The sequence below is a fragment of the Psychrobacter sp. 16-MNA-CIBAN-0192 genome (assembly GCF_040309565.1).
In the GTDB taxonomy this organism is placed as follows: domain Bacteria; phylum Pseudomonadota; class Gammaproteobacteria; order Pseudomonadales; family Moraxellaceae; genus Psychrobacter.
This window is the reverse complement of the sequence record NZ_JBEOOX010000005.1, coordinates 24,801-49,241: the sequence shown is the minus strand read 5'-3', so window position 1 is coordinate 49,241 and position 24,441 is coordinate 24,801. Positions and strand designations below refer to the sequence as shown.

The following is a 24,441-nucleotide window of genomic DNA, read 5'->3' as shown; positions in this document are numbered from 1 at the left end:
TAGTACAAATATTAAATAGTGTACAAAGTGTTATTTAGGCACCTTTATGCATGCCTGCGCCTTTGGTTTCTATAAAGCTATTTATCTGCTCTAAACGCTCAGGCGTACCTACATCAATCCAATTATCCGTTATGACTTCTGCGGTCACTTGAAATTTTATCATAGCCTGTTTGAGTAAAGGCGCTAAAGCAGCAGATTGACCTGATACCAAGCCATCGACCAATCGTGGCGACACAACACTGATACCAGCAAAGGTATATTTATCGGCTTCACCAATGGCTTGCTCGCTTGCCAAACCATTATTAACAGCAAAGTCGCCACCATTATTATGCTCAGGATTATCAATCAATAATAAATGGGCGCGTTGGTCTGCGCTTAGCTCATAAGTGGTCAGCTTAGTAAAATCAAACAACGTCCACACGTCAGAGTTGACCAATATAAACGGTGCGTCTTTTAACTTTCCGGTTTGTAACGCTTGAAAAATACCGCCAGCTGTCTCTAACGGCTCATCTTCTTCAAGTGACCAATGCAGCTGTACGCCAAACTGCGCGCCATCACCAAGCGCATTCATCAACTTATCAGCCAACCAAGAAGCATTAATGGTAATGTCGGTAATACCAGCCGCTTGTAGCGCTTTAATATGCCAAACAATAAGCGGCTGACCGCCCACTTCCACCAACGGTTTTGGCGTCTCTAAGGTCAATGGACGCAGGCGTGTGCCCTTACCTGCTGCCAAAATCATGGCTTGAGTTATTACCGACATAAATAATCCTTATTCTTGGCGAAATTTATAAGAGGCGACTGTTTAACAATAGTTTTAAAGATATCGACATTAAACGTATTAGCGTTAAATATATTGCTGCACAAACTTGGTTTGATAAGCTGGCAATACATGCTCTCTTACCCATTCATTAAAAGGTAGCACAGCTTGTTGCAGGCGCGCATTGCCTTGCGTATTTATTTGACTGCCTAGCCAATCCAATTCAAATAGTAAATCACGCATCACTTTAGGGATATCCGCTAGATAACGACTTTTACCATCGCGCTCATAAAGCCGGATAAAAATACCCAGCACTTTTAGATGTCGCTGTACGCCCATGATATTGACCTGATTTTCAAACTGCTCAGCACTGTCTGTTGTTAATAACTCTGCTTGTTTTTGCAGTTGCCAAAAGTCATGAATCCACTGCGTCACTTGCGGCTCTGACCATTCAACATACGCATCACGCAGTAGTGACACCAAGTCATAGCTGTGCGCGCCAATCACGGCATCTTGAAAGTCAATCACCCCTAAACGCGTATTTTCTGCCTGATCTTGCATTAGATTGCGACTGTGATAATCCCGATGAACGATGACTTGTGGCTGCAATAAAATCTCTTCTATCAAGGCTGATTTTAGATTTTCCCACAAGGCTTTATCAAGTGTCACGCCAATATGTGGAATAAACCATTCGCTAAATAAGTTCATTTCACGGTTAAGCAGTTCAGTATCATAAACAGGCAATTGATATTGAGATTTTGCCGTCTTTACCGGTATCTGTTGCAGTGCCACTAAAGTCTGCATCGCAGATTGATAATAATCATTCACTTGTCCAGAGGTCGCACCAACCAATAGATGAGCGAACTCTACCGCGCCAAAATCTTGCAATACCAAAAAGCCTTTTTCAATATCTTGCGCGATAAGTTCTGGTACATTTATCGCGTGCGACATCAACGTTGCCACATTAATAAACTGCTGCATCGCATCTTGCTCGTCAGCAGAATCCATGACAATATAACGCGCTATTTTTGTCGTATTATCCGCATTATCAGCTACCAGCTGAATACGGTGGTAACGACGAGCACTGGCATCACCGGGTAAGCCCTCAAGGGTAAAGGGTTGGTTCACAAAAACTTGCGCCAGCCAATTTCGTAATTCTTCCTCACGCAGGTCGATACAATTGGCAGTCACGTCAGGTAGTGATAAGGTTTGATGAGTCATAAAAGGCATCGCAAATAAGGAAAGAGAGGTCAATCATTAAAAAGGTAATAAATCAGACAAATAGTTGGTAAAATAACCCATCATAGCAGCAGGTTAATGCTTTTTATCCCTTTTATAGCGGATTAAATTTCTACTTATCAGGTTAAGAAGATACAAACGCGTGGCTTAGTGATAAATTTTACTGAATAGTGTAGCTGATTTGACTTTTTTTGACTATGATAAGTCATTACTACCAGTTAGATATAGCTTTATATAAACATAAGCCAATGAATACCCTTTTTTAGCGAACATTATTAATAAGTATTTAAAAGTAATCGTCAGTTATTATCATATGCCGGATTATGCTCGTGCGCTGGTGGTTTGATGCCATTATTTTGCTATTAATACGATTTTTTTATCGTCATAATAGTCATATCAATCAAACTCCAGCGTGCCCATTAGGCTCTGCAATCATAGGTGTGCCCTTGTTATATTCTCCGCTTTACCAAAGCATCCGTTTGATTTTATTTGGTGCCTTAAGCTTGACTGGCGTCACAGCGATTAGCGCCCAAGCTAGCCTTGATATAAAAACGAGCCAATCAGTCATCACGCCCAGTAGTGGTATGACGAAAGATAAAGCCGCCACCGTTCAGACGAATGCGCCTCACGCTAATACGTCTTTAAAAACTGTTAATGATCAGGTTAATAATAGTGTCAGTGATGCTAATGCTGACTTTGAGCCTAACCTTATTGACGAAATGCTTCCAGAGAATATCACCGCAATTAATGAGCGAAATAATGGAAGTGCTGGGCCGCTGTCAGATATTAATACTGCTGCTAACGCTAATGCTAACAATAAAGTGGCGATTAGCAAAATTACGGCTAATAACGTGACACCCAAATTACTGTCTACCGAGATTAATAGTGACAGTGGCAGTGCAACCAAACGTAGAAAAACGCGCTTGGCACAAGGGGCAACCTCCGACCCTGCCATCGATAACAGCCGTATCAATGTTAGCGACGAGAGTATTCAAGAAAGCTTAACGCGCCTAGCAGAATTTTACGCATTAAAACCAAGTAAAAGTGAGTCTGATAACAATCAAAATAATGCTGGCAATAACACAGACAATAACAATACTGGCAACAGTTTTCATAATGCACAGACAATTCCAAAAACAGGCACAACCTTAAATCTACTGCCTAGATCCGCAGCCAGCTCGATAGATAGTGCCCAGCGCTGTGAGGGTCAATGGGTTTATCCTAACAGCAACCCCAATTATCAGCGTGCTATTGCTGAAAACGGCTATCCAACGCCTAACGGTATTCCTAATAATCAAGCACCGCTATTTTCGGAATCCGATTACGGATATTATGACAATGTCGATTATGCTGAGCTGTCTGGCAATGTCATTATTGACCAAGGCTCTCAGCATATAGAAGCGGATAAAATCGTGCTGGATCTCACGACTGGCGTGGCGGGGGCGCAGGGTAAAGTGCTATTTACCAATCAAGCCGTTAATAACACGGGTAATGGCAACTTAAATAGTAGATTAAATACTAGCCAAGATGCACGTGGCAATCGCAATACCTCGCTTGTTGAAAAAACCTCACAAGGCGGTTTAATTGGCGTCGCGGACAGTTTGGCTTATAGCACTGAAACGGGTCAGTCAACGGCTTATGGCGTGGCTTTTGCCAGCGTACCATTGCAAGCGCATGGCTATGCCAAACGTCTAAATCGTCCTAATGAAAGCCAGTATGAGCTGGACAATGTCATGTTTAGCACCTGCCCGCCCACAGACCGTAAATGGCAATTAGAAGCCAAAAGTATCGACTTAGATACCGATACTGGACGTGGCAAAGCTTACGATACTACTTTCCGAATTGCCGATATTCCCGTATTTTACCTGCCCTATTTTAACTTCCCGATCGACAGTCGCCGCAGCAGCGGATTCTTACTGCCAAGTGCCAGTATTGGTAGCAAAAGTGGGCTTGAAGTCGATATTCCTTATTATCTAAATTTAGCGCCCAACTACGATGCGACAATTAACACTCACGTTTATACCAATCGTAATCCCATGCTCTCTGGTGAGTTCCGCTATTTAACTGAAAGCTATGGCGAAGGTATCTTTAACGGCTCCTATTTACCAAGCGATAAAGAGTATGATGGCGAAAATCGTAGCAGCTTTTTTTATGACCATTACTGGGCATCTAAGAATATCCCACGCCTGAGTGGCGATGCCAAATACAGTTATGTCTCCGACTCTGACTACCTCAATGATTTTGATACATTGGGATTGTCTGACAATACATTAAACCTGCCTCGTCGCGCCCGTCTAAATTATTACAATGATTATGTCGATGGTGAGCTAAAGGTTGAAACGTTCCAGACCCTTGATGCTTTTACTAATGAAGGAGATGCCCTTCAAGATAAAGACAAGCCTTATTCACGCCTGCCGCAGCTGACCTTAAACTATCGCCTACCGTGGGCAGAGAAATTCGACATTACGGGTGTGCATGATTCGGCTTATTTTAAGAAGTCTATCGATGATGGTTCAGAAGATGAAAAAAGCGGTATACGGGTTTATAACAAGTTAAGCGCTGCCTATCCAATCGAATCAGCATGGGGTTATGTTAAGCCTAAAGTGAGCCTACAGCATCTATATACCTCGTACGACCAAGACAGCTTAGAGGATAATGAGCTCAATAAAGAAGACGGCAGCCAGTCTGTATTTGTACCGCAAGCCAGTATTGATGCCGGTCTATATTTTTATCGTCCCGGCTCTCCGTTTGGCGCATTTGATGACACGATGGGCGGCTATCAACTGCTTAGCCCGCGCTTAAAATATACCTATTCACCGTATAAAGACCAAAACGACATTCCCAACTTTAATACCCGTATTGCCTCTATCAACTATGAGCAGTTATTTTCGGACAGCTGGTTTTTGGGTCACGATCGCTTGCAAGATTTGCATGCCTTTACCCCAGGGGTTAACTATCGTTACATCGACGCAACGGGCGTGACACGTTTCGATGGTAGCATTGCGGAGCAGTTTTATGTCAATGATGGACGCGTTACTTTAGAGGATCAAAAGCCAGTCTTTAATTCCTCTTCTTCTGGCATGGTATGGAACGCCAGCGCCCAGCCTTATAATAATGTCTGGGTCGATGTCAGTGGTGCCTTTAATAATAGGTATGATTTAAACTTTATTACCACTGAGCTGCGTTATCAGCCATCAGAAAACAGTTTGTTTAACGTGGGCTTTGTCAAACGCCAGCTAGATAATAATACCAATCAGCTGCCATTATCAGCATTAACTGCCTCTGCTATTTTCCCAGTTAATAATAACTGGCGAGTGTTGGCACAAGGGCAATATGATTACCGCGATAACAAGGTACTTGATTCCTTAGTCGGTATTGATTATGAAGATTGCTGCTTTGGTTTTGCAGTTTATGGTCGCCGTTATTACAATGACTTAAATGTCAATGACAAACCGACGCAAGCGATTATGGCAGAGATTAGACTTAATGGCTTAGGCAGTGGCAGCAGTCGCTTGACGCGTTTGCTATCAGATAAAGTATTAGGGTTTGAGCCAGTACAAACTGCATGGAAAGATTAGTAAATATATTATTTTGCCAGTAAAAATGTGGTGCAATCAATAAAACCATCTAACTGGCAAAAATTTAAATACTTTTATTTAAGTATTTTTAGAATCATTCTTTTTAGAATCATACAAAACCTTTTTATCCAAACGTTTTGCGTGCACAGCGCTAATGAACATTTACATTACTATATTACGCACAATATCATTACAATTAGGTAAGCTTGGTTGATTAACTAGCTTCCAGTGTAATGATATTGATGAGGAGCATCATGAGATTTTTTTCTTTACACCAGACCCACCGTTCGGTACTTGTCGCCATTGGCATGAGCACAGGTCTTGTTTTTAGCGTTAGCGCCCATGCGGCCACGGTTAAACAGCCAGCTAAAACTGTTGTCGCCCAAAATACTGTGGCAACAGGCAATCAGAGTGCCGATACTCAAAGCACCAATACTCAAAGCATCAATAACCGCTTGACGCCTACTACTCAAAGCATCAATAACCGCTTGACGCCTACTAATAGTACAGACGGTATTCTAGCGTTAGTGAATGATAATGCTATTTTAAAAAGTGATTTGATGGCAGCAATTGCCCAAACGCAAGCACGTGCTCAAGCCGCTGGGCAACCATTAAGCAACTCACCTCAGTTACAGTCTGAAGTGCTGAACTCGCTAATTTTACGTGAGCTACAATTATCGCTGATCAATCGTATGGGACTAAAGCCTGACGAAGCAGCCATTAATCAGCGCTTAGCACAGATAGCACAAGCACAAGGTTTGAGCAGCTTAACAGCGCTGCAGCAGCGTTTGGACAGCAATAAGGCGGGTAGCTATGCTGCTTTTCGTGCTCAATTGATTGAAGATGCTGCTATTCAAGCTTTACAACAGCGCCAAATATCTAATCGCGTGCGTATCAGTGAGCAAGATATCGATGCTTTTTTAGCCTCACCTGAAGCCAAACGTCTCAATCAAACTGAATATCAAACCATTCATGTGCGCGTGCCGTACATTGATGATTACAGCCGCTTGTCAGATGCCCAGCGCGCAACAGCCTTGAAAGTTGCCCAGACTTTACGTACAAAATTACAAGCGGATAATGTCGACGTTGCCGCAGCCATTGCCAGTGCGCGCGGCAGCTACCCTATCGAACTGCAAGGTGGTGATATGGGCTTTCATAAAGCCTCAGCATTACCGACAGAGCTTGCCAGTGAGATTACCAAGCTCGCTGTTGGTGCCGTTAGCGCCCCACTGGTGACCCCTGAAGGAATTGATATCGTCAAACTTGCCAATAAAAAATCAAGCGACACCACTATTATTCCGCAGTGGCATACCCGTCATATTTTGATTAAAGTCGATGAGCTACAGACTGACGCCCTTGCTGAACAGAAAATCAATGATTTATACAGCCAATTGCGCCAAGGCGCAGACTTTGCTGGACTTGCAGCGACTTATTCAGATGATCCCGGTTCAGCAGGACGCGGTGGTGATTTAGATTGGGTTAGCGAAGCAGATATGATTGGACCGTTTGAAGCGGTGATGAAAAATACCGCAGTTGGTGATTATTCAGCACCCTTTAAGACACAATTTGGCTGGCATATTCTAAAGGTTGAAGGCAAACGTCAACATGATGTGAGCGAGCAATCTCGCCGTGCAATGGCAAAACAAGCGTTATATCAGCGCCTAGCCCCGCAAGCGCAAGAAGATTGGCTGCAAGAGTTACGCGCTGGCGCTTATATTAAAGTATTTGAATAGCAGATAATCTTATATAAATAATGCAGTAAATTAAGAAAAACGGAGCTTATATTCTTATAGGCTCCGTTTTTCTTACTATCAACTTAGAATGTTAATCTTGTAAAAAGTATTGGTTTTTAAGCACTTGCTCTTTATGATTTATTATTAGTACAGTTGTACTTGTAGCTCCATGATTACTGACAATTTATTATTAAAAAAATAAAAAGCCCGAACCTAGGGCGATTGGTTCGGGCTTTTGACGCTTCATATTATTATTGTTAGTTATCTTCCTTGATGACTTGTTCTAAGTCATACAACATATCCACATCAAATCCAAAGTGATTTTAGCTTATTCATTGATATAGCCATGCTCTCAACACTGCATCCATACTTATCCTTGTGCTGATGAGGGTATTATAAGGCAAACCTAAGTTGGGGAATAGACGTTAAAAGCGCTATTTGTTGTACGCTTTTGCTTACACAGATTCTAGCTCAATTTTATGTTGTAAAGCCTCATCATTGATTAATCCCTAATTAACAGTTTTCCCTTCTAAATGTTCTCTTGAAACTTTACAACCTTCCTTTTTACCTTCCTCAATTTTATGCTCGGTCTCTTCAATGTCCTCAGGTGCTGCCGTTGGTGCATTTTGTTCTTGCTCTTGGGTTTTTTCAGGCTCGTACTGTAGAGTCGTTAAGACAGGAAAATGATCAGAGCCGATAGAAGGTAACCGTTTCATATCTACTAGTGTAAAGCAGGGACTGTGAAAAATATGGTCAAGCGCCCAGCGCAAAAATGGATAACTGACATGAAAGGTATTGATAAAATGTCGACCAATACGGGGATCTAGTAATTCTGAGATGCGCTGAAAACGACGCGTGGTTTTTGACCATGCCACATCGTTTAAATCACCAGCCAATATTGCTATTTGATTATTTTCCTTAATATGACGCCCTACCATCAACAGCTCTGCATCACGCGTGGTAGATTTATCCGCTTCTGTCGGGCTTGGTGGCATTGGATGCAGACAATATAACCAAACAATACAATCATCTCTTAAGCGCAATTGGGTATGAATTGAGGGAATGTCATCAATTATGAGGTATTTAACTTGAGGGTCAATGAGCTCAAGCTTTGAGTAAAGATGCATTCCATAGAGATTATCAAGCGGTACTTTAACGCTATAAGGATAATCTGGCTCAATAACGCTAAGTGCCTGTTGCCATTTTTTATCGCTTTCAAGCGTAATCAAAATATCAGGCTGTTCTTTATGCACCAAATCAACCAGTTTTTGGGTTTTATTATTGGTGGTCAGGACATTTGATACCATGATTTTTATCTGATCATCAATACTTTTCGCGGTGATATTGGCTTTATTAACCTCTTTTTTCCACAGCGCGGTATAAGGCAATACCATACGCAGCTGAAAAATCAAGGTGCTCGTCAGGGCGATAAATAACAACCACTGCGCAAGCTCCCATTCTGAACCAAACAGCACCATCCCGACCCAAGCAATTATGCCTAGCACTAGAATTTGGATACGAGGGAATTCAACGCCGCGCACCCACCAGTTATCAAGTGGCAACCAACCCCAAGCCGTCAAAAAAGCCACCAGCCCTGCCAGTAGCTGTACGCCATAATATACAAGGGATAAGTCCATAAATGTTATTAGCCTATTATTGAGTGAAGAACTGAAAACGAAAAAGTTGCGATTAAATAATTCAGAAAAATCTTGGTTAGTTATTAATAATAATGATTATCTATGCACGAGTTATTCATTACTATTAGTTAAATGAAATTATTTACGTACTATAGTCATAATTATCTGAATTTACGATAGCCATTTTGTGAAGCCGTGTAGATTGTTTTTACCGTCCCTCACGGTTTATTACACACTATACTGATTAAGCATTAGCGACGACTGTAGTTATTTACCGTAGTTATATTTAGCGTCATAACTTAAAGTTAGGGTAATAGGAGTAATCATTGAGTATTTATGTGCTTAAATAATACAAAATGCCTTGCATTTTATCTGCATTCCCGGCATTGTTATTGGTTGGTATGACAATAAATAACCAAAATTAAGGACAGAGCTTCATGAGTAATTTAACAGTAGGCTTGGTAGGCTGGCGCGGCATGGTTGGGTCAGTGCTCATTCAACGGATGCGCGAAGAAAACGATTTTGCCGGTATTACTCCGGTGTTTTTTTCGACCAGTAATGCTGGCGGCGCAGCGCCAAGTTTCGATGGCATTAGCCCAAGTCAATTGCAAGATGCTCATGATATTGCAGCGCTAGCCGCGTGTGATGCCATTATTACCTGCCAAGGTGGCGATTATACCCAAGCAGTGCACCAGCCTTTACGTGATAGCGGCTGGACAGGCTATTGGATTGACGCGGCAAGCACTTTACGTATGGAAGACGACAGTATCATCATTTTAGACCCAGTCAATCGCAGTGTGATTGATAGTGCGCTCGCTGACGGTAAAAAAGATTTTATCGGCGGTAACTGTACGGTCTCGCTCATGCTCATGGCAATTGGCGAGCTGTTTAATAAAGGTTGGGTTGAATGGGTTAGCGCCATGACTTATCAAGCAGCCAGTGGCTCTGGTGCGAATAATATGCGCGAGCTGATTAATGGTATGGGCGTGCTACGTGATGCAGTTAAAGATGAGCTTGCTGATCCTGCCAGCGCTATTCTTGACATCGATAAGAAAATTGCTGTAACCCAACGTTCAGCTGACTTCCCTAAGCAGTATTTTGGTGTGCCATTAGCGGGCAGCTTGATTCCTTATATTGACTCACAACTGGAAAACAAACAGTCACGTGAAGAATGGAAAGGCGGTGTTGAAACCAATAAAATCCTTGGCAATAATGCAGAAAATAATATTGCTATCGATGGTATGTGTGTGCGTATCGGTGCCATGCGTTGCCACGCTCAGGGTTTGACCATTAAGCTTAAAAAAGACATTCCGTTAGAGGAAATCGAAGCAGCGCTAAAAAATAGCGGCAATCAGTGGTTGGATGTGGTTGAAGACGATAAAGAAGCCAGTATGAATCGCTTAACGCCCGTTGCCGTTACTGGTACCTTAACCGTTGCCATCGGACGTCTACGTAAACTTAATATGGGCGGCGAATATTTAGGTGCCTTTACCGTAGGCGACCAATTACTATGGGGCGCGGCTGAACCACTACGCCGGATGCTAAATATCATCCGTGAGCCAAAAAACTAAGCAGTTTTACCTTCCAAGATATAAAAAAGACAGCATAAGCTGTCTTTTTTATGGGACATATATAAGTAATCCATTTTAAAACTAAAAATATTTATTGTGGCTAATAGGCAATCATAATCTCGTTACGCCGCATGAATGGTAATATCCACGGAGGATTATAACGTGCCAGCTCTGGAACTGCTGTACCCACTAACTTTTGACTTTGCATCCATGTCTGCAGCTCTTTGGTTTTAAATTCTACTTTGTTACTACCTGCAAGCCCTGAGAACTTAATCACGGCATACGTTTTTACTGGTATTTCAACAATGGATATATCAGGATTATTAGGTTTAGGTAACGTTTGCATTGTATATTGACTTGGCATAACAAACTGCACGCGCCACTTATTATCCTCTTTTTTCATCATCACAGGTGCGGTCATCGCGATTTTAGCTGATTCACTTTTACGAGTATCATTATCAGCAGTCGCTTGCGGTTGCATAGTGACAGGTGCAGTCATACTTATTTTGCTACTGTCGCCCTTATCAGTTTTGTTATTACCAAAGATATAATCTGCTAAAACCTTAAATCCTTGACGACTGGCGGCATCTTGGTCACCGCTAACCCATGTCTGCGCGACAAGTTGTGCATCGTAACGGCGCAGTTCAAAATCTTCCGATTGCATTAAAATCGTATAATGAGGTTCTTCAGTAGCCATAGCAATTCCCGGTATGAATAGTAGAAAGCAAAGTGATAAACAAATTGCGGTTTTCATAATTTATCTCCGCATATAGAAGATATTTACTAACCGATTATTACTGTTTGCTAAACTAATGATTCACTTTACCAATCAACGAGGCGCTATGTCTGTATTTTTTAGTGAGTGTCAAAACAACACCTATTGAAGGCTAGCTAAATATCTGCGCCCAAAAATGCGTGGCAATGCTATAATTAACGCCATTTTCATAGCTTAGATAGCGATTCTTATATGCAATTTACACTACATAAAACCGCCAGTGGTGAGAGCCGAGCGCGCCGTGGTACGGTTCACCTTAATCATGGCGAAGTGCAAACCCCTGCGTTTATGCCTGTTGGTACTTACGGTACAGTAAAAGGCATGTTGCCGCGCGATATTGAAGCCATTGGTGCTGATATTATTTTGGGTAATACCTTTCATTTATGGCTACGTCCGGGTACTGACGTTATTGATAAGTTCGGTGGTTTGCATAAATTTATGCATTGGGATAAGCCTATCCTAACTGATTCAGGTGGCTTTCAGGTATTTAGCTTGGGCGCTATGCGTAAAATTACTGAAGAAGGCGTGCATTTTAAATCTCCCATTGATGGTGCTAAGGTATTTTTATCACCTGAAAAATCCATGCAGATTCAATACAGCTTGAATTCTGACATCGTCATGCAGTTTGACGAATGTACGCCCTATCCTGCCACTCATGATGAAGCAAAAAAATCATTAGAGCTATCACTACGTTGGGGACAACGCTGCTTAGATGAACACAAGCAGCTAGGCAGTACCAATGCCCTCTTTGGCATTATTCAAGGCAGTATGTATGAAGATTTGCGCAGACAGTCACTAGAGGGCTTGCTTAATATTGGCTTTGATGGCTATGCCATTGGCGGTTTGTCCGTTGGTGAACCTAAAGATGAGATGATGGAAGTATTGGACTATATTCCAGATCTTATGCCAGCGGATAAGCCCCGTTATTTGATGGGCGTTGGCAAACCTGAGGATATCGTTGAGGCTGTACGCCGCGGCGTAGATATGTTTGACTGCGTGATGCCGACCCGTAATGCGCGTAACGGTCACTATTTTGTCACTGGTGATTTAGATAATGCTGGCGTGGTTCGGATTCGCAACAGTCAGTATCGTCATGATGAGCGTCCGCTAGACCCAGAATGTGACTGCTATACGTGTCAAAACTTTAGCCGCGCTTATCTATATCATTTGAATAAGTGTAAAGAGATGCTTGGTGCACAGCTAGGTACTATTCATAACTTACGCTATTACCAACGATTAATGGCAGGTATTAGAGACGCCATTGAGCAAGACAACTTTGATGCCTTTGTCATTGAATTTTATAGCAAGCGTGGGCAAAGTGTTCCTGAGCTACGCATGCGCTAGTTCTGATTGACGGTTATTCCTATCTTTTGACATAAAAAAGGCTTAAGAACATCTTAAGCCTTTTTTATTTTTCTAATTTTTATCGCTATTCTTAATCAAAGCGATTAATTATATCTTAGCGAAATATTACCAAAGAACCTTAACTTAATAAGCTGCTTACGAATACCACAACCACGGCAATTGGCGCAACGAACTTCGATATAATTTGCCATAATGTCCAGCTACCGTTGGATAAATTAAGCTCTTGCTGGATACTGCGTTGATCCATCTTCCAACCCAAAAATATAATACCCGCCAAACCGGTTAATGGTAATAGGAACTTACTCGTTAACTTATCAAGCGCATCAAAAATACCATTACCCATAATGGTAAAATCAGTCCAAAGATTGAACGACAATAGCGCTGCAATACCTAGCAGCCATACCACAACTGCTGCCACAATGGTCGACAGGGTACGGTTTAATGACGTACGCTCTTGTAAAAACTCAACAGACGGCTCAAGCAATGAGATAGATGAGGTCACGGCAGCAAAGGTAATCAATAGGAAAAACAGTGTTCCAATGACCGCACCACCAGTCATACTACCGAACGCAATCGGTAAGCTCACAAAGATAAGCCCCGGACCTGATGCAGGATCAAGACCATTATTAAAAATAATCGGGAAAATAGCCAAACCAGCAGCTAAGGCAATCACGGTATCTAAAATCACCACAGTACGCGCGGTTTTTAATAGACTAACTTCACGACCCAAATATGAGCCATACGCCACCATGATGCCCATACCAACAGATAGCGTAAAGAAAGCATGACCCAATGCAGCTAGCATAACATCGCTGGTTATTTTACTTAGGTTAGGCGCAAACAGATAGTTAACGGCTTCCATAAAGCCGCCATTTACTACGTTATAACCAACAATAACGAATAAAATCACACCTAATAACGGCATTAATACTTTTGCCGTCATCTCAATACCACGGGTTACCCCAATACCAACAATCAACGCCGTAATAACCATAAAGACAGTATGCCAAATAGACAATGTGCTTGCTGAAGCTAGCATGCCATCAAATGTTGCACTGACCGCTGTACTGTCTTGACCGGCAAAGCTACCTGAGCCAGCTTTAGTAATATAGTTAAGTGCCCAACCACCGATAACACTATAAAACGATAGGATTAAAAATCCTCCAAGAATACCTGTGAAACCAACAATGCCCCAGCTGCGCGACAGTCCTTCACTGGCTGCTACATCACTAAAAGTATTAATAGGATTTTTTTGTCCACGACGACCGATGAGCCACTCAGCCACCAATATAGGAAAGCCGACCAGCGCAATGCAGAATAAGTAAGCAATAACAAAAGCGGAACCACCGCTCTCTCCTACCATATAAGGAAACTTCCAAATATTGCCCAGCCCGACTGCTGAGCCTACTGCTGCTAGCGTAAAGCCGAAACTCGAGCTCCACTGCGCATGATCTTGTTTATTAATAGCCATTTCGCCGTCCTCTTATCTTTCTCAACAAGAAATATTTAGTCGTCTGATAGTAAACTGGTTTCAATGTGACGTCTTAGTATGGTCTTGAATGGTATATTGCCATATAAGAGCACTAGCACTATCAGAAATTCGGTAACATTAAGAAAGAAATACTTACAATCTCATAAGCGCTCAGTTTCTGCTAAGCCACATTAAAAGTCAAGCTATCAGAAAAACAAAAAGCCATAACAAATAGTTATGGCTTATAAAGATTTTATTTATATATTATATTAAATGACATACATTAAATAATATTAAAAGTTAGCGCACGACCCCACGCTTACTTCGTTGTAACGAATCTATCAATAGCTGAATCTTAGGCTCTTTAAACAGCAGATCTTCTTGTAATATAATAAGTGCTTGCGCGGTGGTCATTCCAGATCTAAATACAGTTAAATATCCTTTACGCAGAACCTCAATAGTCTTAGCCGACCACTCTCTTCGGTGCATCCCTTCAATATTGAGTCCATGCGCACGAGCAGGATTACCTGATACCATGGTAAAGGCTGCCACATCTTTTAAAATCAAACTGGCACCACCGATTAAACTGTAGTCATCAACACGGCAAAATTGATGAATACCTGAGTTACCACCAACGATAATATGATTGCCAATATGCACATGACCGGCAATACCGACATTATTAGCAAATACATTGTTATCACCAATAATACAGTCATGGGCGACATGAGTATTCACCATGAATAGATTATGACTGCCAATCTTAGTTAAACCATTATCTTGCGCTGTACCACGGTGAAAACTACAGGCTTCACGAATGGTATTATGGTCGCCAATCTCTAACCAAGTTAGCTCGCCGGCATATTTTAGATCTTGTGAGTCTTCACCAATACTTGCAAATTGATAAATCTCATTATGTTGCCCGATGCGCGTATGCTTAGATACCACCACATGTCGATGCAGCACAGTATGGGCACCAATGGTCACTTCATCACCGATAATACAATACGGACCAACGACCGCGGTGTCATCAATTATAGCGGACGGAGAGATGAGTGCTGTAGGGTGAATCTGACTCATAATGCAGGCCTTGGTATCATAGAATACGGGTAAATGATAAAACAAAAGATGTCTATGACAGACATCTTGCTACTTTTCTTGCCTTATCTTCGAATCACTTATCTGAATCATTTGTAAACAAGGCAATAATTTATACGGGCTATTATAACAATACTATTATTTACTGGCTATTGCTCTTGACGAGCAATCATCACTTGCGCACTGGCAGCAAGCTCGTCTTCTACATGTACGGTACAATCAAACTTATAAATACCGTGTCTTTGCATGACCGTTTTGGCACGAATAATGAGCTGATCGCCTGGAATCACGCGACGCTTAAAACGCACTTTATCAACCCCTGCAAACAAATATAAATAGCCATCTTCAGCGGTTAAGCCGGCACTAATAAAGCCTAATACGCCCGATACTTGCGCCATTGATTCCACCATCAACACACCCGGCATAATAGGCTCATCCGGAAAATGACCATTAAAGAACTCTTCATTAATAGTCACGTTTTTGATACCCGTGATACATTCACCCGGCTTACAAGCCGTAATTTTATCTACCAACATAAATGGATAACGATGCGGTAAATAATGCTTTAGGGTATGGTAAGTTAGCGGTAGCGTAAGACCTTGGTCAGATAAGGCTTTGATGTCATCGTCCGTTAAAGTATCAATATCAATGGCGCTCATAAAGTGGCTTCCTTGCTGCAAGTGCAGGCTTGTAAATGGTAGTAAAGGTAAGTTGTATTAAAAAAACAAGTCAGACTAAAAGATAAAACTTCCAACATGAAAAATAATGCTAATCATTAGCAAGTTGGCGAAAGCGTACCGCAGCTCGTCGCCATTTCGCAGTGGGCATCGCAGCCGTTCCTGAAGAATAAGAGCCTGACACCTTAATTGTTTTGGTCACCATGGTCATACCTGATAAAGTCACGTCATCTGTAATCTCAACATGACCGTTGATACCAACAGCGCCGCCAATAATACAACGTTTACCGATTATGGTACTGCCTGCAATGCCGGTTTTTGCCGCAATAGCCGTACCGTCACCGATACGCACGTTATGAGCAATTTGTACCAAATTATCAATAATTACATGATTGCCAATAACCGTATCATCAATAGCGCCGCGATCAACACAAGTATGACTGCCAATACGGACATGATTACCGATAATCACGCGACCTAGCTGCGCGATACGCTCCCAGCCACTCACACTCGGGTCGCGTGTCGGTGCAAAACCAAAGCCTTCCGCACCAATACTAGCACCAAAATGTAAACGAACATGACTACCGATGATACAATCATGAGCAATGGTCACGTGTGGCTTAATAACCGCATCGGCACCAATACAAGTATTTTCCTCAATAACAACATGCGCTTCAAGTCGGCTACGCGCCCCTATCTGCACCTGCTCGCCGATAACACAGTAAGGACCAATAACGACGTCCTCGCCAATAATGGCACTGTCTGCAATCACCGCCGTTGGGTGAACACCCTCATTAAAGTTAGTGACGACAAATAACTGACTGCTACTAGCATAAGCCAAATACGGTGTTGCAACGACTAATGCTAGCGAAGTAGAAGGCACTTGCTCGCGATAAGGTGCTGTAACCAATACTGCGCCTGCCTGACTCTTTGCTAAACTCGATATATAATGCGGATCTGCTAAAAAACTTAGCTGCATAGAATCTGCATCAGTCAAACTACCAATACCTTTTAGCGGTATTTTTAACTGCGCAGCGCTAAGCTCCGATTTATTTAGTACGGGCTGGCGCTGTTCAATTTGAGTAATCAGTTGCTCAATCGTTATCATCATTTAAGTTACTATATTTTAGTGACTATTAAATAAATTACCATGACTTATAAATACAAATAATCGGCAAATATAACCCTTAATAATTCATATTATTAAGGGTCGTGTTAAGGCTAAGCGCAGTAAAAGCTATTAGAACGTGCTACCAATCTGGAACTGGACATTTTCTGTTTCATCGCCATCTTTATCACCAATGGGCACGGCATAACTGAGTGAAATTGGACCAATAGGCGTGTACCAAGTCACACCCGCACCGGCACTAAAGCGCAGTTTATTATCTTGCGTCAATAAACGCACACCAGTATCTTTACCTGACACAGGATCTAAGAAAGTGCGGTCTTCTTTATCCGTGGTATCAAATACCTGACCACCTTCTGCAAAGAGTACTGGGCGGACTTGATCTGCCCAGTCGCCTTTAAATGGCATGGGTAAAATCAGCTCAGTACCGAAGCTGACGAGCGCATTACCACCAACTTCTTCGTCTTTAAAGCGCACATCATCGTTTATCGCATCAAAATAGCTTTGCGATTTAGGTCCAAGGGTTGATGATTCATAACCACGTACCGAACCATAACCACCGGCATAGAAGTTTTCATAAAAAGGTAAATCATTACCATAGCCTAATTTGGTATAACCGCGTGCAACCCAGTCTTTATAAAAAGGATAGTACACGTTGCCACGGTAAGTGAGCTTTTGATAACTGGCATCACCACCTAAACCAATGGTGGCATCAACGGTATGACTCATACCTTTGGTTGGAAATACAGGACGATCTAAGGTGCTGTAATCCCAGCCTAAGAGCAGATTATAGCTATCATAATCGTTTTTAAAGCCGGTACGTCCTGAGAACTCATTATCATCATTATTATACTGCTCAAACGTACCGCCACCATCGATAATCTGTTGTACACTTGATACGCCTAAGCGATTACCGCCACGTACGCTAGTATTATCATAGTTAAACCCAGCACTCACGCGTTTGGTTTCATCGACAGGATAGCTGTAGTTTAATGTACCGCCGTACGAGTCCGTCACATAGTTATTAACGTTACGGTCGTCGTATTTGGTCTCACGATAGTAGGCGCTCACACCTTGTGATACGCCATTCTCCGTAAAATAAGGATTGGTATAACCTAAGCTATAAGAATCACGAGTTTCAGAGCGTGATAATGCGGCTTTTACTTTATTACCTGTGCCCATAAAGTTGTTTTGAGTCAAGTCTAACTGGAAAGTCACACCGCCACTTTGCGAATAACCAGCAGCAATCGTCGAGCTGCCTGATGGCTGCTCTTCAACGGTATAGTTTATATCAACTTGATCAGGCTGATTAGGCACTGGCTTTACATCAACATTGACCGCTTTAAAGAAGCCAGTACGCATCAAACGCGTGCGTGATAACTGGATTTTCTCGTTAGATGCCAATGTGCCTTCTAGCTGGCGCATCTCGCGACGTAATACCTCATCCTCTGTGCGTAAGTTGCCATTAAAGTTAATACGGCGCACATAAATAGGACGGGCAGGATCAATATAATAATCAACATCAACGACTTTAGTGACGTCATTAATGCGTGGCACTGGGCGCACTTGAGCTAAATAGTAACCTTCATTACCATAACGGTTTTTTAGTGCCGCCGTAGTAGCATCCAGTTTTGCTTGTGAATACTGTTCTTTAGAATTAAAAGACACCAGCTTGCGCAGCTCTTCTTTATCAAACTTTGGCTGACCTAAGAAGTTAATGTCACCAAACTGATATTTTTCACCTTCGGTTAAGCTGACTTCAATGAATACACTTTGCTTATCTTCACTGATATTAAGCACCGCATTATCGACAGAAAAACGCACATAACCATCATTGAGATAGAGTGCTTTTAAGTTCTCTAAACTGGCTGCCAGTTTTTCTTGCGCATAACGGTCAGATTTTGATAATAGGCGTGTCCATGATGACTCTTTTACTGCAAACACGTCTTTAATTTGCGAGTCGCTAAAATGTTTATTGCCGATAATATTGATATCGACCACTTTAGCGGGCTTGCCTTCAATAAAGCGCACGTCTAATTTAACGCGGTTGCCATCTAATAAAGTTTGGTCAACTTCAATATTACTATTGTAGTAGCCTTGGCTAATATATTGCTGCTGTAGCTCATTGGCTACGCCTTGTAGTGTTGCTTGTTTGAGCACATCACCTGCAGCAAGACCGGCATTTTTCAGACCTTGTTGCAGACCTTCTTTCGGAATCAGTTTATTACCATCGAAACTGACTTCAGCAATAATCGGGCGCTCAACCATATCAAAACGCAACTTACCACCGTCAACGCGACTTTGAATATTAGCAAAGTTCTCAGTGGCATACAGTGCTTTAATACTCGCAGCAAGACTGCTGTCTGTCACTGTATCACCCACCGAAATAGGTAAAACCGGATAGAGACTATCAGCGGTTAGGCGTTGTAGACCATTAAAGCCGATGTCTGTTACCACAAAATTTGCCGCTTGTGCAGGCATACTGATCATCGCGACCACTAACGGCAAAACAGCCGCGCTCATATATAAAGGCGTACGCATAAACACTATCCGTCAATAAAAAACTTGCTTAAGTTAAGGTAAAAAAGGTGTTTTGTCTAGCCGAATTCCTAAGAATGATTTGACTTAATGCCAGCTGACCAAACACACTTTATATAAAACGTATCATAAAATAAACTAAAACTTACTATTAGTATAGTAGCAACACTCTAGCCATGCCAGCGTGTCAAATATCTAATTACCAATTAATCACGGCTAAAACGTTAGTATGACGCTACTTACTGCAATCAATGGGCAAGATAACTCTAAAACAATCGACTGATATCATTACCAATTGCTAACACCATGAAACCTGCCAGCAAGAGTAAGCCGATATTTAATCCAATCATTTGAACCCCTTCTGACAGTGGTTTACCACGAATCAGCTCAATCAGATGATACACGATATGACCACCATCGAGAACAGGAATAGGCAATAGATTGAGTACGGCTAAGCTTAAACTAATAAGCGCAGCAGTAGATAATACCATTTGCCAACTGATATCAAAGCTTTGCTTAGCAACTTTAGCAATGGTAATCGGACCTGATAAATTCTCAAGCCCAATCATACCAGATAGCATTTTGCCCATTGAACTGACGGTCATCACTGCAAGCTGCTCGGTTTTTTCAAACGATTTAACCAACGCTTCGCCTGCACCATATTGCACCGTGGTTTTATAAGCATCCGGAATAACGATATCAGCTTGAGCAACCCTCGCTCCTATTTGCCCATAAGTATTACCCAAGGTATCTTTTTTACCTTGTGGCATAATTGGTAGCTGTACGGTTTTGCCTGCTCGTAAAATGGTAAAATTTAACAACTTTTCAGGATTATCACGGATAATTCGAGTAGCGCTAATCCAATCGGTTATCGGTGAACCATCAATAGCCGTGATTCGATCATTCACCTTTAAACCTTGACGCTGCGCAGCACCATCAGGCGCTAAACCACCGACTACAGGCGCGATTTCTGGTTGCCACGGTAGCATCCCAAAGCTGGTCAAGGCGTCTTTACCTTGCGCATCACCTTGCATAAATTGGGTCACAGGGGCTTGATAGGTTGTTAAATTATCAGTAGAAGCGGTCGCATTAGTCTTATCCGATTGTAAAGTCACACTGATATTATCGGTCTCACCCATGCGTCCAGCGAGACGATAATTAATCCCCTCCCACGTTTGCACCGTATGCCCATCAATCGCAACGATTTTATCACCAACTGGTAACTGTGCTATTGCTGCTGGCGTATCGGTCAACACAGTGCCAATCTTAGTTGCTAATTGCTCAGAGGGGGTCATAAATAAGACCCAAAACAACCCAATAGCAATGATAAAGTTCATTAATGGACCAGCGGCAACAATGGCAATTTTCTTAAGCGGATGCTGCCGATTAAATGCCAAATGCTGCTCATGCTCTGCCACGTTTCCTTCACGCTCATCAAGCATTTTGACATAGCCGCCAAGGGGTAACGCTGAGATGCGATAATCAATACCACTCTTTTTACTTGTCCAACCTGCTATTTTAGGACCAAAACCAATAGAGTAAGTAAGCACCTTAACCCCGCACAAGCGCGCTACAATAAAGTGACCCCACTCATGCAAGGCAACCAAAGGTCCTAATACAAAAATCGCTGCCAATAGCGTTAATAAAAACGTCATTACCTTGTCTCGCTCAGCTTACAGGTGGTTAAACAGCTATGTAAATGATAGGTACACAAACTAATTATGCTGCGTTCATTTCTTAAAGGCACTTAATCATGATTGATTATAAGCAACTTTATATCTAGCCAGCCATTTTTGCGATAATCGCATCGGTATGGCGACGAGCTAACGTATCAATCGCTAAAATATCGTCTATATCCGCATCTAAGCCCAGTTGCGGCACTTGAACCTGACCAAGTGCTTGCTCGTTAATCTCGGCAATATCCGTTAAACGTACTTTTCCTGCCAAAAATGCCGCAACTGCCAACTCATTAGCCGCATTAAGGATAATCGTCGCTTGTGTCCCCGCTTGCATTGCCTCGCGCGCCAACCGCAAACAGGCAAATTTCTGCAAATCAGGCTTAATAAACTCCAGTCCACTTAGCGCATATAAATCGAGCGGTTGCGAGCCACTGTCAATCCGCTGCGGATAGCTTAGCGCATGGGCAATCGGCGTTTTCATATCTGGGCTGCCAAGCTGTGCCAAAAAGCTGCCGTCGCTGTATTCTACCATTGAGTGAATGATACTTTGTGGATGAATCACCACCTTTATTTTATCTTCTGACAAATCAAATAAATGGCAAGCTTCAATCAACTCTAACCCTTTATTCATCATGGTTGCTGAATCGACCGATATCTTTTGACCCATCGACCAATTTGGATGCTTGACCGCTTCTGCGACGCCAGCTTGTTGCATCTGACTAAATGACTGCTGTAAAAAAGGTCCACCTGACGCGGTTAACCATAACTTGCGTACTCCATGACAACGGTCATGAATTTGGGTATTGTCTTGTTGAATAATCGAGGGCAAACATTGAAAAATCGCATTATGCTCAGAATCAATTGGCAATAAAGTGGCTTTATGAGTCTTCACCGCTTCAATCATCACTTGACCTGCCATCACTAATGCTTCTTTATTCGCCAGTAATATACGTTTACCCGCACGCGCAGCAGCTAAGGTTGAAGGTAGACCAGCAGCACCAACAATCGCAGCAACGACGGTATCGACTTGGCTATCAATAGCAATATCAATGAGTCCAGCTTCACCACCCACTACGTCAATATTTAAACCTACAGCGTCTAAGCGCTTAGCAAATAAATCAACTGACTCAAGCGGCACGCACACGCGCTTTGGCATAAATTGCTGACACAACGCCAATAATTTATCTAAACGATGATATCCGGATAAGGCATATACCTCATAATCCTGTAAATGGGTCGCTAAAATTGCCAAAGTACTGTCGCCAATTGAGCCTGTTGCGCCAAGTACTGCGATGCGTTGCGTCATAACCAGTTATGCCCATATATTATTAACAGTGAAAATAAAGAGTAAAGCAGATTAATTATAAAATATATTATTCAGGCAGCCAGCCAGTCAGGAAGCAGCATCCTTTAGATAACTAAAATACCTAGCTGCTGTAATCCCCAAAAGCCAAGCGCAAATATTGGTGTCGCTGACAATAAAGAGTCAATACGGTCTAAAATACCGCCATGCCCCGGCAAAATAGTACCAGAATCTTTCACGCCAGCACGGCGCTTAAGCATAGACTCAAATAAGTCACCCAACACTGACGCTAATATTGTAAGCGCAGATAGCAATACAAAGGCTATCAGAGCCGTACCCGTCAGCTGCAATTTAAAGACACTAATACCAATGACCACCAATAAACCCGTTACTAAGCCACCTGCCAGACCTTCCATACTCTTATTAGGGGACACATTCGGTGCCATTTTGCGTCGACCCAGCTTGCGCCCAACAAAGTATGCGCCACTGTCTGCACACCACACCAATAAAAACACATAGAGCAACCACCATGGCGACAGCTGCCATAAATAGAACATGGCAGTAATTGACCCAGTTAATATCACCACGCCCATTAACGCCAGCTGGCGACCATACCAGTTGGTGTGCGTTGGAAACTTAGTCACCCAAGACAGAGCCATGAGCCAGATGATTAACGATGCGACCCACCATGCTATCCATGTCACTTTAAACCATAAAGACAGCAGCGTTATTGCCAATACCATTAGCACAAAAACCACCGGCTGACGCCATTTTGGCATCAGCTTTGTCCATTCATGTGCCGCAATCGTCACCCCAACTGCTAATAAAGGGGCAAAAAGGATGGGCGAATGACTCGCAAATAGAGCAATCCCAACAATAATAATTAGGATGACTGCTGTTTTAATCCGTTGCCACATATCCATTAGACCTTATGATGACGAGATATTTTTACTTAAAAAACGATTATAACAAATATGAGTTGCGTATTAATGACTACACTGACGGCATTTCTACTTGCTCACTGGCTTTGCCAAAACGGCGCTGGCGTTGACCAAATTCAGTCACCATAGTAGCCAATTCAGCAACGCTAAACTGTGGCCACAAGGTATCAGTAAAAAACAGTTCGGCATATGCCGATTGCCACAATAGAAAATTTGATAATCGATAATCACCGCCGGTACGAATCAACATATCAACAGCAGGCGCATCGGCTAGCTGTACATACTCACTCAGTTTTTCTTTATTGATATCAGCGACGGTTAATTGTCCATCCAATACTTGTTGTGCCAATTGCTGAGCCGCATGAGCAATATCCCACTGTCCGCCGTAGCTGATAGCAATCACTAGCGTCATCGCAGTATGATGCGCAGTTTGTGCTTCTGCATCTGCCATAAGCACACGTAACTCTTCACTAAGTAAACTGCGGTCACCAATAAAACGCAATTGAATCTCATACTTTTGCATACGCGGCAGTTGTTCATTAATGGTCAATGCCAGCAATTGCATCAATAGCGCCACCTCAGCAGGCGGACGTTGCCAGTTTTCACTCGAAAATGCAAAAACGGTCAATACCTCAATGCCTACTTCGCGGCAATATTCAACAATAGGATCAAGCGCATCCTTACCAGCAATATGCCCTGCCCCGGGCCCTAAGCCTTGCGCTTTACCATATCGATTATTGCCATCCATAATGATAGCAATATGATGAGGAAGCGGACTGGGTATCAAAGGGGCAGAAGTTGACATGGACTGTAGTGCTCGTTATTGAGAAAAATGTGAGTGGTGCTCAGTGAAAAAATGCTAAAAATTACTTATCAAAAACAATAAATCAATCTATTACTGGTGTAGCTATTAATCATAAACTAAACCAGTAATAGTAACGACAAACAGC

The 24,441-nt window shown here is 42.4% G+C and carries 17 protein-coding genes; 4 read left to right on the top strand and 13 right to left on the bottom strand.

Features of this window, described 5'->3' with window-relative positions; all coding sequences use genetic code 11:
- Positions 1–34 precede the first annotated feature (34 nt).
- Entirely contained in the window at positions 35–763 is a 729-nt protein-coding gene (gene murU, locus AAEY78_RS05880; protein WP_352338117.1) for an N-acetylmuramate alpha-1-phosphate uridylyltransferase MurU, read from the bottom strand.
- 84 nt (positions 764–847) lie between these two features.
- A complete protein-coding gene (locus AAEY78_RS05875) occupies positions 848–1,990 on the bottom strand; it encodes an aminoglycoside phosphotransferase family protein (RefSeq protein WP_502943695.1) in 1,143 nt (380 codons plus the stop codon).
- A 728-nt stretch (positions 1,991–2,718) separates the two neighbouring features.
- Between AAEY78_RS05875 and AAEY78_RS05870 the strand changes: the two genes are divergently transcribed.
- Together AAEY78_RS05870 and AAEY78_RS05865 are read left to right on the top strand one after the other, a co-directional pair.
- On the top strand, positions 2,719–5,577 hold the full coding sequence (locus tag AAEY78_RS05870) for an LPS-assembly protein LptD (RefSeq protein WP_502943694.1): 2,859 nt from the start codon (positions 2,719–2,721) through the stop codon (positions 5,575–5,577).
- Positions 5,578–5,831: 254 nt separating this feature from the next.
- On the top strand, positions 5,832–7,310 hold the full coding sequence (locus AAEY78_RS05865; protein ID WP_352338113.1) for a peptidylprolyl isomerase: 1,479 nt from the start codon (positions 5,832–5,834) through the stop codon (positions 7,308–7,310).
- A 509-nt stretch (positions 7,311–7,819) separates the two neighbouring features.
- On the opposite strand, the gene AAEY78_RS05860 is transcribed toward AAEY78_RS05865, so the two are convergent.
- Positions 7,820–8,947 carry an endonuclease/exonuclease/phosphatase family protein gene (locus AAEY78_RS05860; RefSeq protein ID WP_352338112.1) on the bottom strand — a complete coding sequence of 376 codons (1,128 nt, stop codon included), beginning with the start codon at positions 8,945–8,947 and terminating at the stop codon, positions 7,820–7,822.
- Between the two features lie 437 nt (positions 8,948–9,384).
- On the opposite strand from AAEY78_RS05860, the gene asd reads away from it, so the two are divergent.
- Entirely contained in the window at positions 9,385–10,518 is a 1,134-nt protein-coding gene (gene asd, locus AAEY78_RS05855) for an aspartate-semialdehyde dehydrogenase (RefSeq protein ID WP_352338110.1), read from the top strand.
- A 100-nt stretch (positions 10,519–10,618) separates the two neighbouring features.
- Here the strand turns inward: asd and AAEY78_RS05850 are convergent, their stop codons facing one another.
- On the bottom strand, positions 10,619–11,215 hold the full coding sequence (locus tag AAEY78_RS05850; RefSeq protein WP_352338108.1) for an SOUL family heme-binding protein: 597 nt from the start codon (positions 11,213–11,215) through the stop codon (positions 10,619–10,621).
- Positions 11,216–11,485: 270 nt separating this feature from the next.
- Between AAEY78_RS05850 and tgt the strand changes: the two genes are divergently transcribed.
- Positions 11,486–12,637: a tRNA guanosine(34) transglycosylase Tgt gene (gene tgt, locus AAEY78_RS05845; RefSeq protein WP_352338107.1), complete on the top strand. Its 1,152-nt coding sequence runs from the start codon at positions 11,486–11,488 to the stop codon at positions 12,635–12,637.
- 139 nt (positions 12,638–12,776) lie between these two features.
- Here the strand turns inward: tgt and AAEY78_RS05840 are convergent, their stop codons facing one another.
- The 9 genes from AAEY78_RS05840 to uppS form a co-directional block, all read right to left on the bottom strand.
- Positions 12,777–14,129: a sodium-dependent transporter gene (locus AAEY78_RS05840; RefSeq protein WP_352338105.1), complete on the bottom strand. Its 1,353-nt coding sequence runs from the start codon at positions 14,127–14,129 to the stop codon at positions 12,777–12,779.
- Positions 14,130–14,429: 300 nt separating this feature from the next.
- The gene (lpxA, locus tag AAEY78_RS05835; protein ID WP_352338103.1) at positions 14,430–15,209 is read right to left on the bottom strand and encodes an acyl-ACP--UDP-N-acetylglucosamine O-acyltransferase; all 780 of its coding nucleotides are present in this window, start codon (positions 15,207–15,209) and stop codon (positions 14,430–14,432) included.
- A gap of 167 nt (positions 15,210–15,376) precedes the next feature.
- Complete coding sequence (fabZ, locus tag AAEY78_RS05830) at positions 15,377–15,886, bottom strand: 3-hydroxyacyl-ACP dehydratase FabZ (protein ID WP_182405401.1); 510 nt, start codon at positions 15,884–15,886, stop codon at positions 15,377–15,379.
- Between the two features lie 109 nt (positions 15,887–15,995).
- Positions 15,996–17,012: a UDP-3-O-(3-hydroxymyristoyl)glucosamine N-acyltransferase gene (gene lpxD, locus AAEY78_RS05825; protein ID WP_352338397.1), complete on the bottom strand. Its 1,017-nt coding sequence runs from the start codon at positions 17,010–17,012 to the stop codon at positions 15,996–15,998.
- A 132-nt stretch (positions 17,013–17,144) separates the two neighbouring features.
- Positions 17,145–19,571, bottom strand: coding sequence for an outer membrane protein assembly factor BamA (gene bamA, locus AAEY78_RS05820; protein ID WP_352338100.1), 2,427 nt, complete (start codon positions 19,569–19,571; stop codon positions 17,145–17,147).
- Positions 19,572–19,834: 263 nt separating this feature from the next.
- The gene (rseP, locus tag AAEY78_RS05815; protein ID WP_352338099.1) at positions 19,835–21,223 is read right to left on the bottom strand and encodes an RIP metalloprotease RseP; all 1,389 of its coding nucleotides are present in this window, start codon (positions 21,221–21,223) and stop codon (positions 19,835–19,837) included.
- A gap of 124 nt (positions 21,224–21,347) precedes the next feature.
- Positions 21,348–22,553, bottom strand: coding sequence for a 1-deoxy-D-xylulose-5-phosphate reductoisomerase (gene ispC, locus AAEY78_RS05810; RefSeq protein WP_352338097.1), 1,206 nt, complete (start codon positions 22,551–22,553; stop codon positions 21,348–21,350).
- Positions 22,554–22,657: 104 nt separating this feature from the next.
- Positions 22,658–23,467, bottom strand: a complete 810-nt coding sequence (locus AAEY78_RS05805; RefSeq protein WP_352338095.1) for a phosphatidate cytidylyltransferase — start codon at positions 23,465–23,467, stop codon at positions 22,658–22,660.
- 76 nt (positions 23,468–23,543) lie between these two features.
- Entirely contained in the window at positions 23,544–24,296 is a 753-nt protein-coding gene (uppS, locus tag AAEY78_RS05800) for a polyprenyl diphosphate synthase (protein ID WP_352338093.1), read from the bottom strand.
- Positions 24,297–24,441 lie beyond the last annotated feature (145 nt).

Coding starts and splice junctions, on each gene's coding strand:
- murU (WP_352338117.1), bottom strand. CDS start 763: ATGTCGGTAATAACTCAAGCCATGATTTTGGCAGCAGGTAAGGGCACA.
- AAEY78_RS05875 (WP_502943695.1), bottom strand. CDS start 1,990: ATGCCTTTTATGACTCATCAAACCTTATCACTACCTGACGTGACTGCC.
- AAEY78_RS05870 (WP_502943694.1), top strand. CDS start 2,719: ATGCTTCCAGAGAATATCACCGCAATTAATGAGCGAAATAATGGAAGT.
- AAEY78_RS05865 (WP_352338113.1), top strand. CDS start 5,832: ATGAGATTTTTTTCTTTACACCAGACCCACCGTTCGGTACTTGTCGCC.
- AAEY78_RS05860 (WP_352338112.1), bottom strand. CDS start 8,947: ATGGACTTATCCCTTGTATATTATGGCGTACAGCTACTGGCAGGGCTG.
- asd (WP_352338110.1), top strand. CDS start 9,385: ATGAGTAATTTAACAGTAGGCTTGGTAGGCTGGCGCGGCATGGTTGGG.
- AAEY78_RS05850 (WP_352338108.1), bottom strand. CDS start 11,215: ATGGCTACTGAAGAACCTCATTATACGATTTTAATGCAATCGGAAGAT.
- tgt (WP_352338107.1), top strand. CDS start 11,486: ATGCAATTTACACTACATAAAACCGCCAGTGGTGAGAGCCGAGCGCGC.
- AAEY78_RS05840 (WP_352338105.1), bottom strand. CDS start 14,129: ATGGCTATTAATAAACAAGATCATGCGCAGTGGAGCTCGAGTTTCGGC.
- lpxA (WP_352338103.1), bottom strand. CDS start 15,209: ATGAGTCAGATTCACCCTACAGCACTCATCTCTCCGTCCGCTATAATT.
- fabZ (WP_182405401.1), bottom strand. CDS start 15,886: ATGAGCGCCATTGATATTGATACTTTAACGGACGATGACATCAAAGCC.
- lpxD (WP_352338397.1), bottom strand. CDS start 17,012: ATGATAACGATTGAGCAACTGATTACTCAAATTGAACAGCGCCAGCCC.
- bamA (WP_352338100.1), bottom strand. CDS start 19,571: ATGCGTACGCCTTTATATATGAGCGCGGCTGTTTTGCCGTTAGTGGTC.
- rseP (WP_352338099.1), bottom strand. CDS start 21,223: ATGACGTTTTTATTAACGCTATTGGCAGCGATTTTTGTATTAGGACCT.
- ispC (WP_352338097.1), bottom strand. CDS start 22,553: ATGACGCAACGCATCGCAGTACTTGGCGCAACAGGCTCAATTGGCGAC.
- AAEY78_RS05805 (WP_352338095.1), bottom strand. CDS start 23,467: ATGTGGCAACGGATTAAAACAGCAGTCATCCTAATTATTATTGTTGGG.
- uppS (WP_352338093.1), bottom strand. CDS start 24,296: ATGTCAACTTCTGCCCCTTTGATACCCAGTCCGCTTCCTCATCATATT.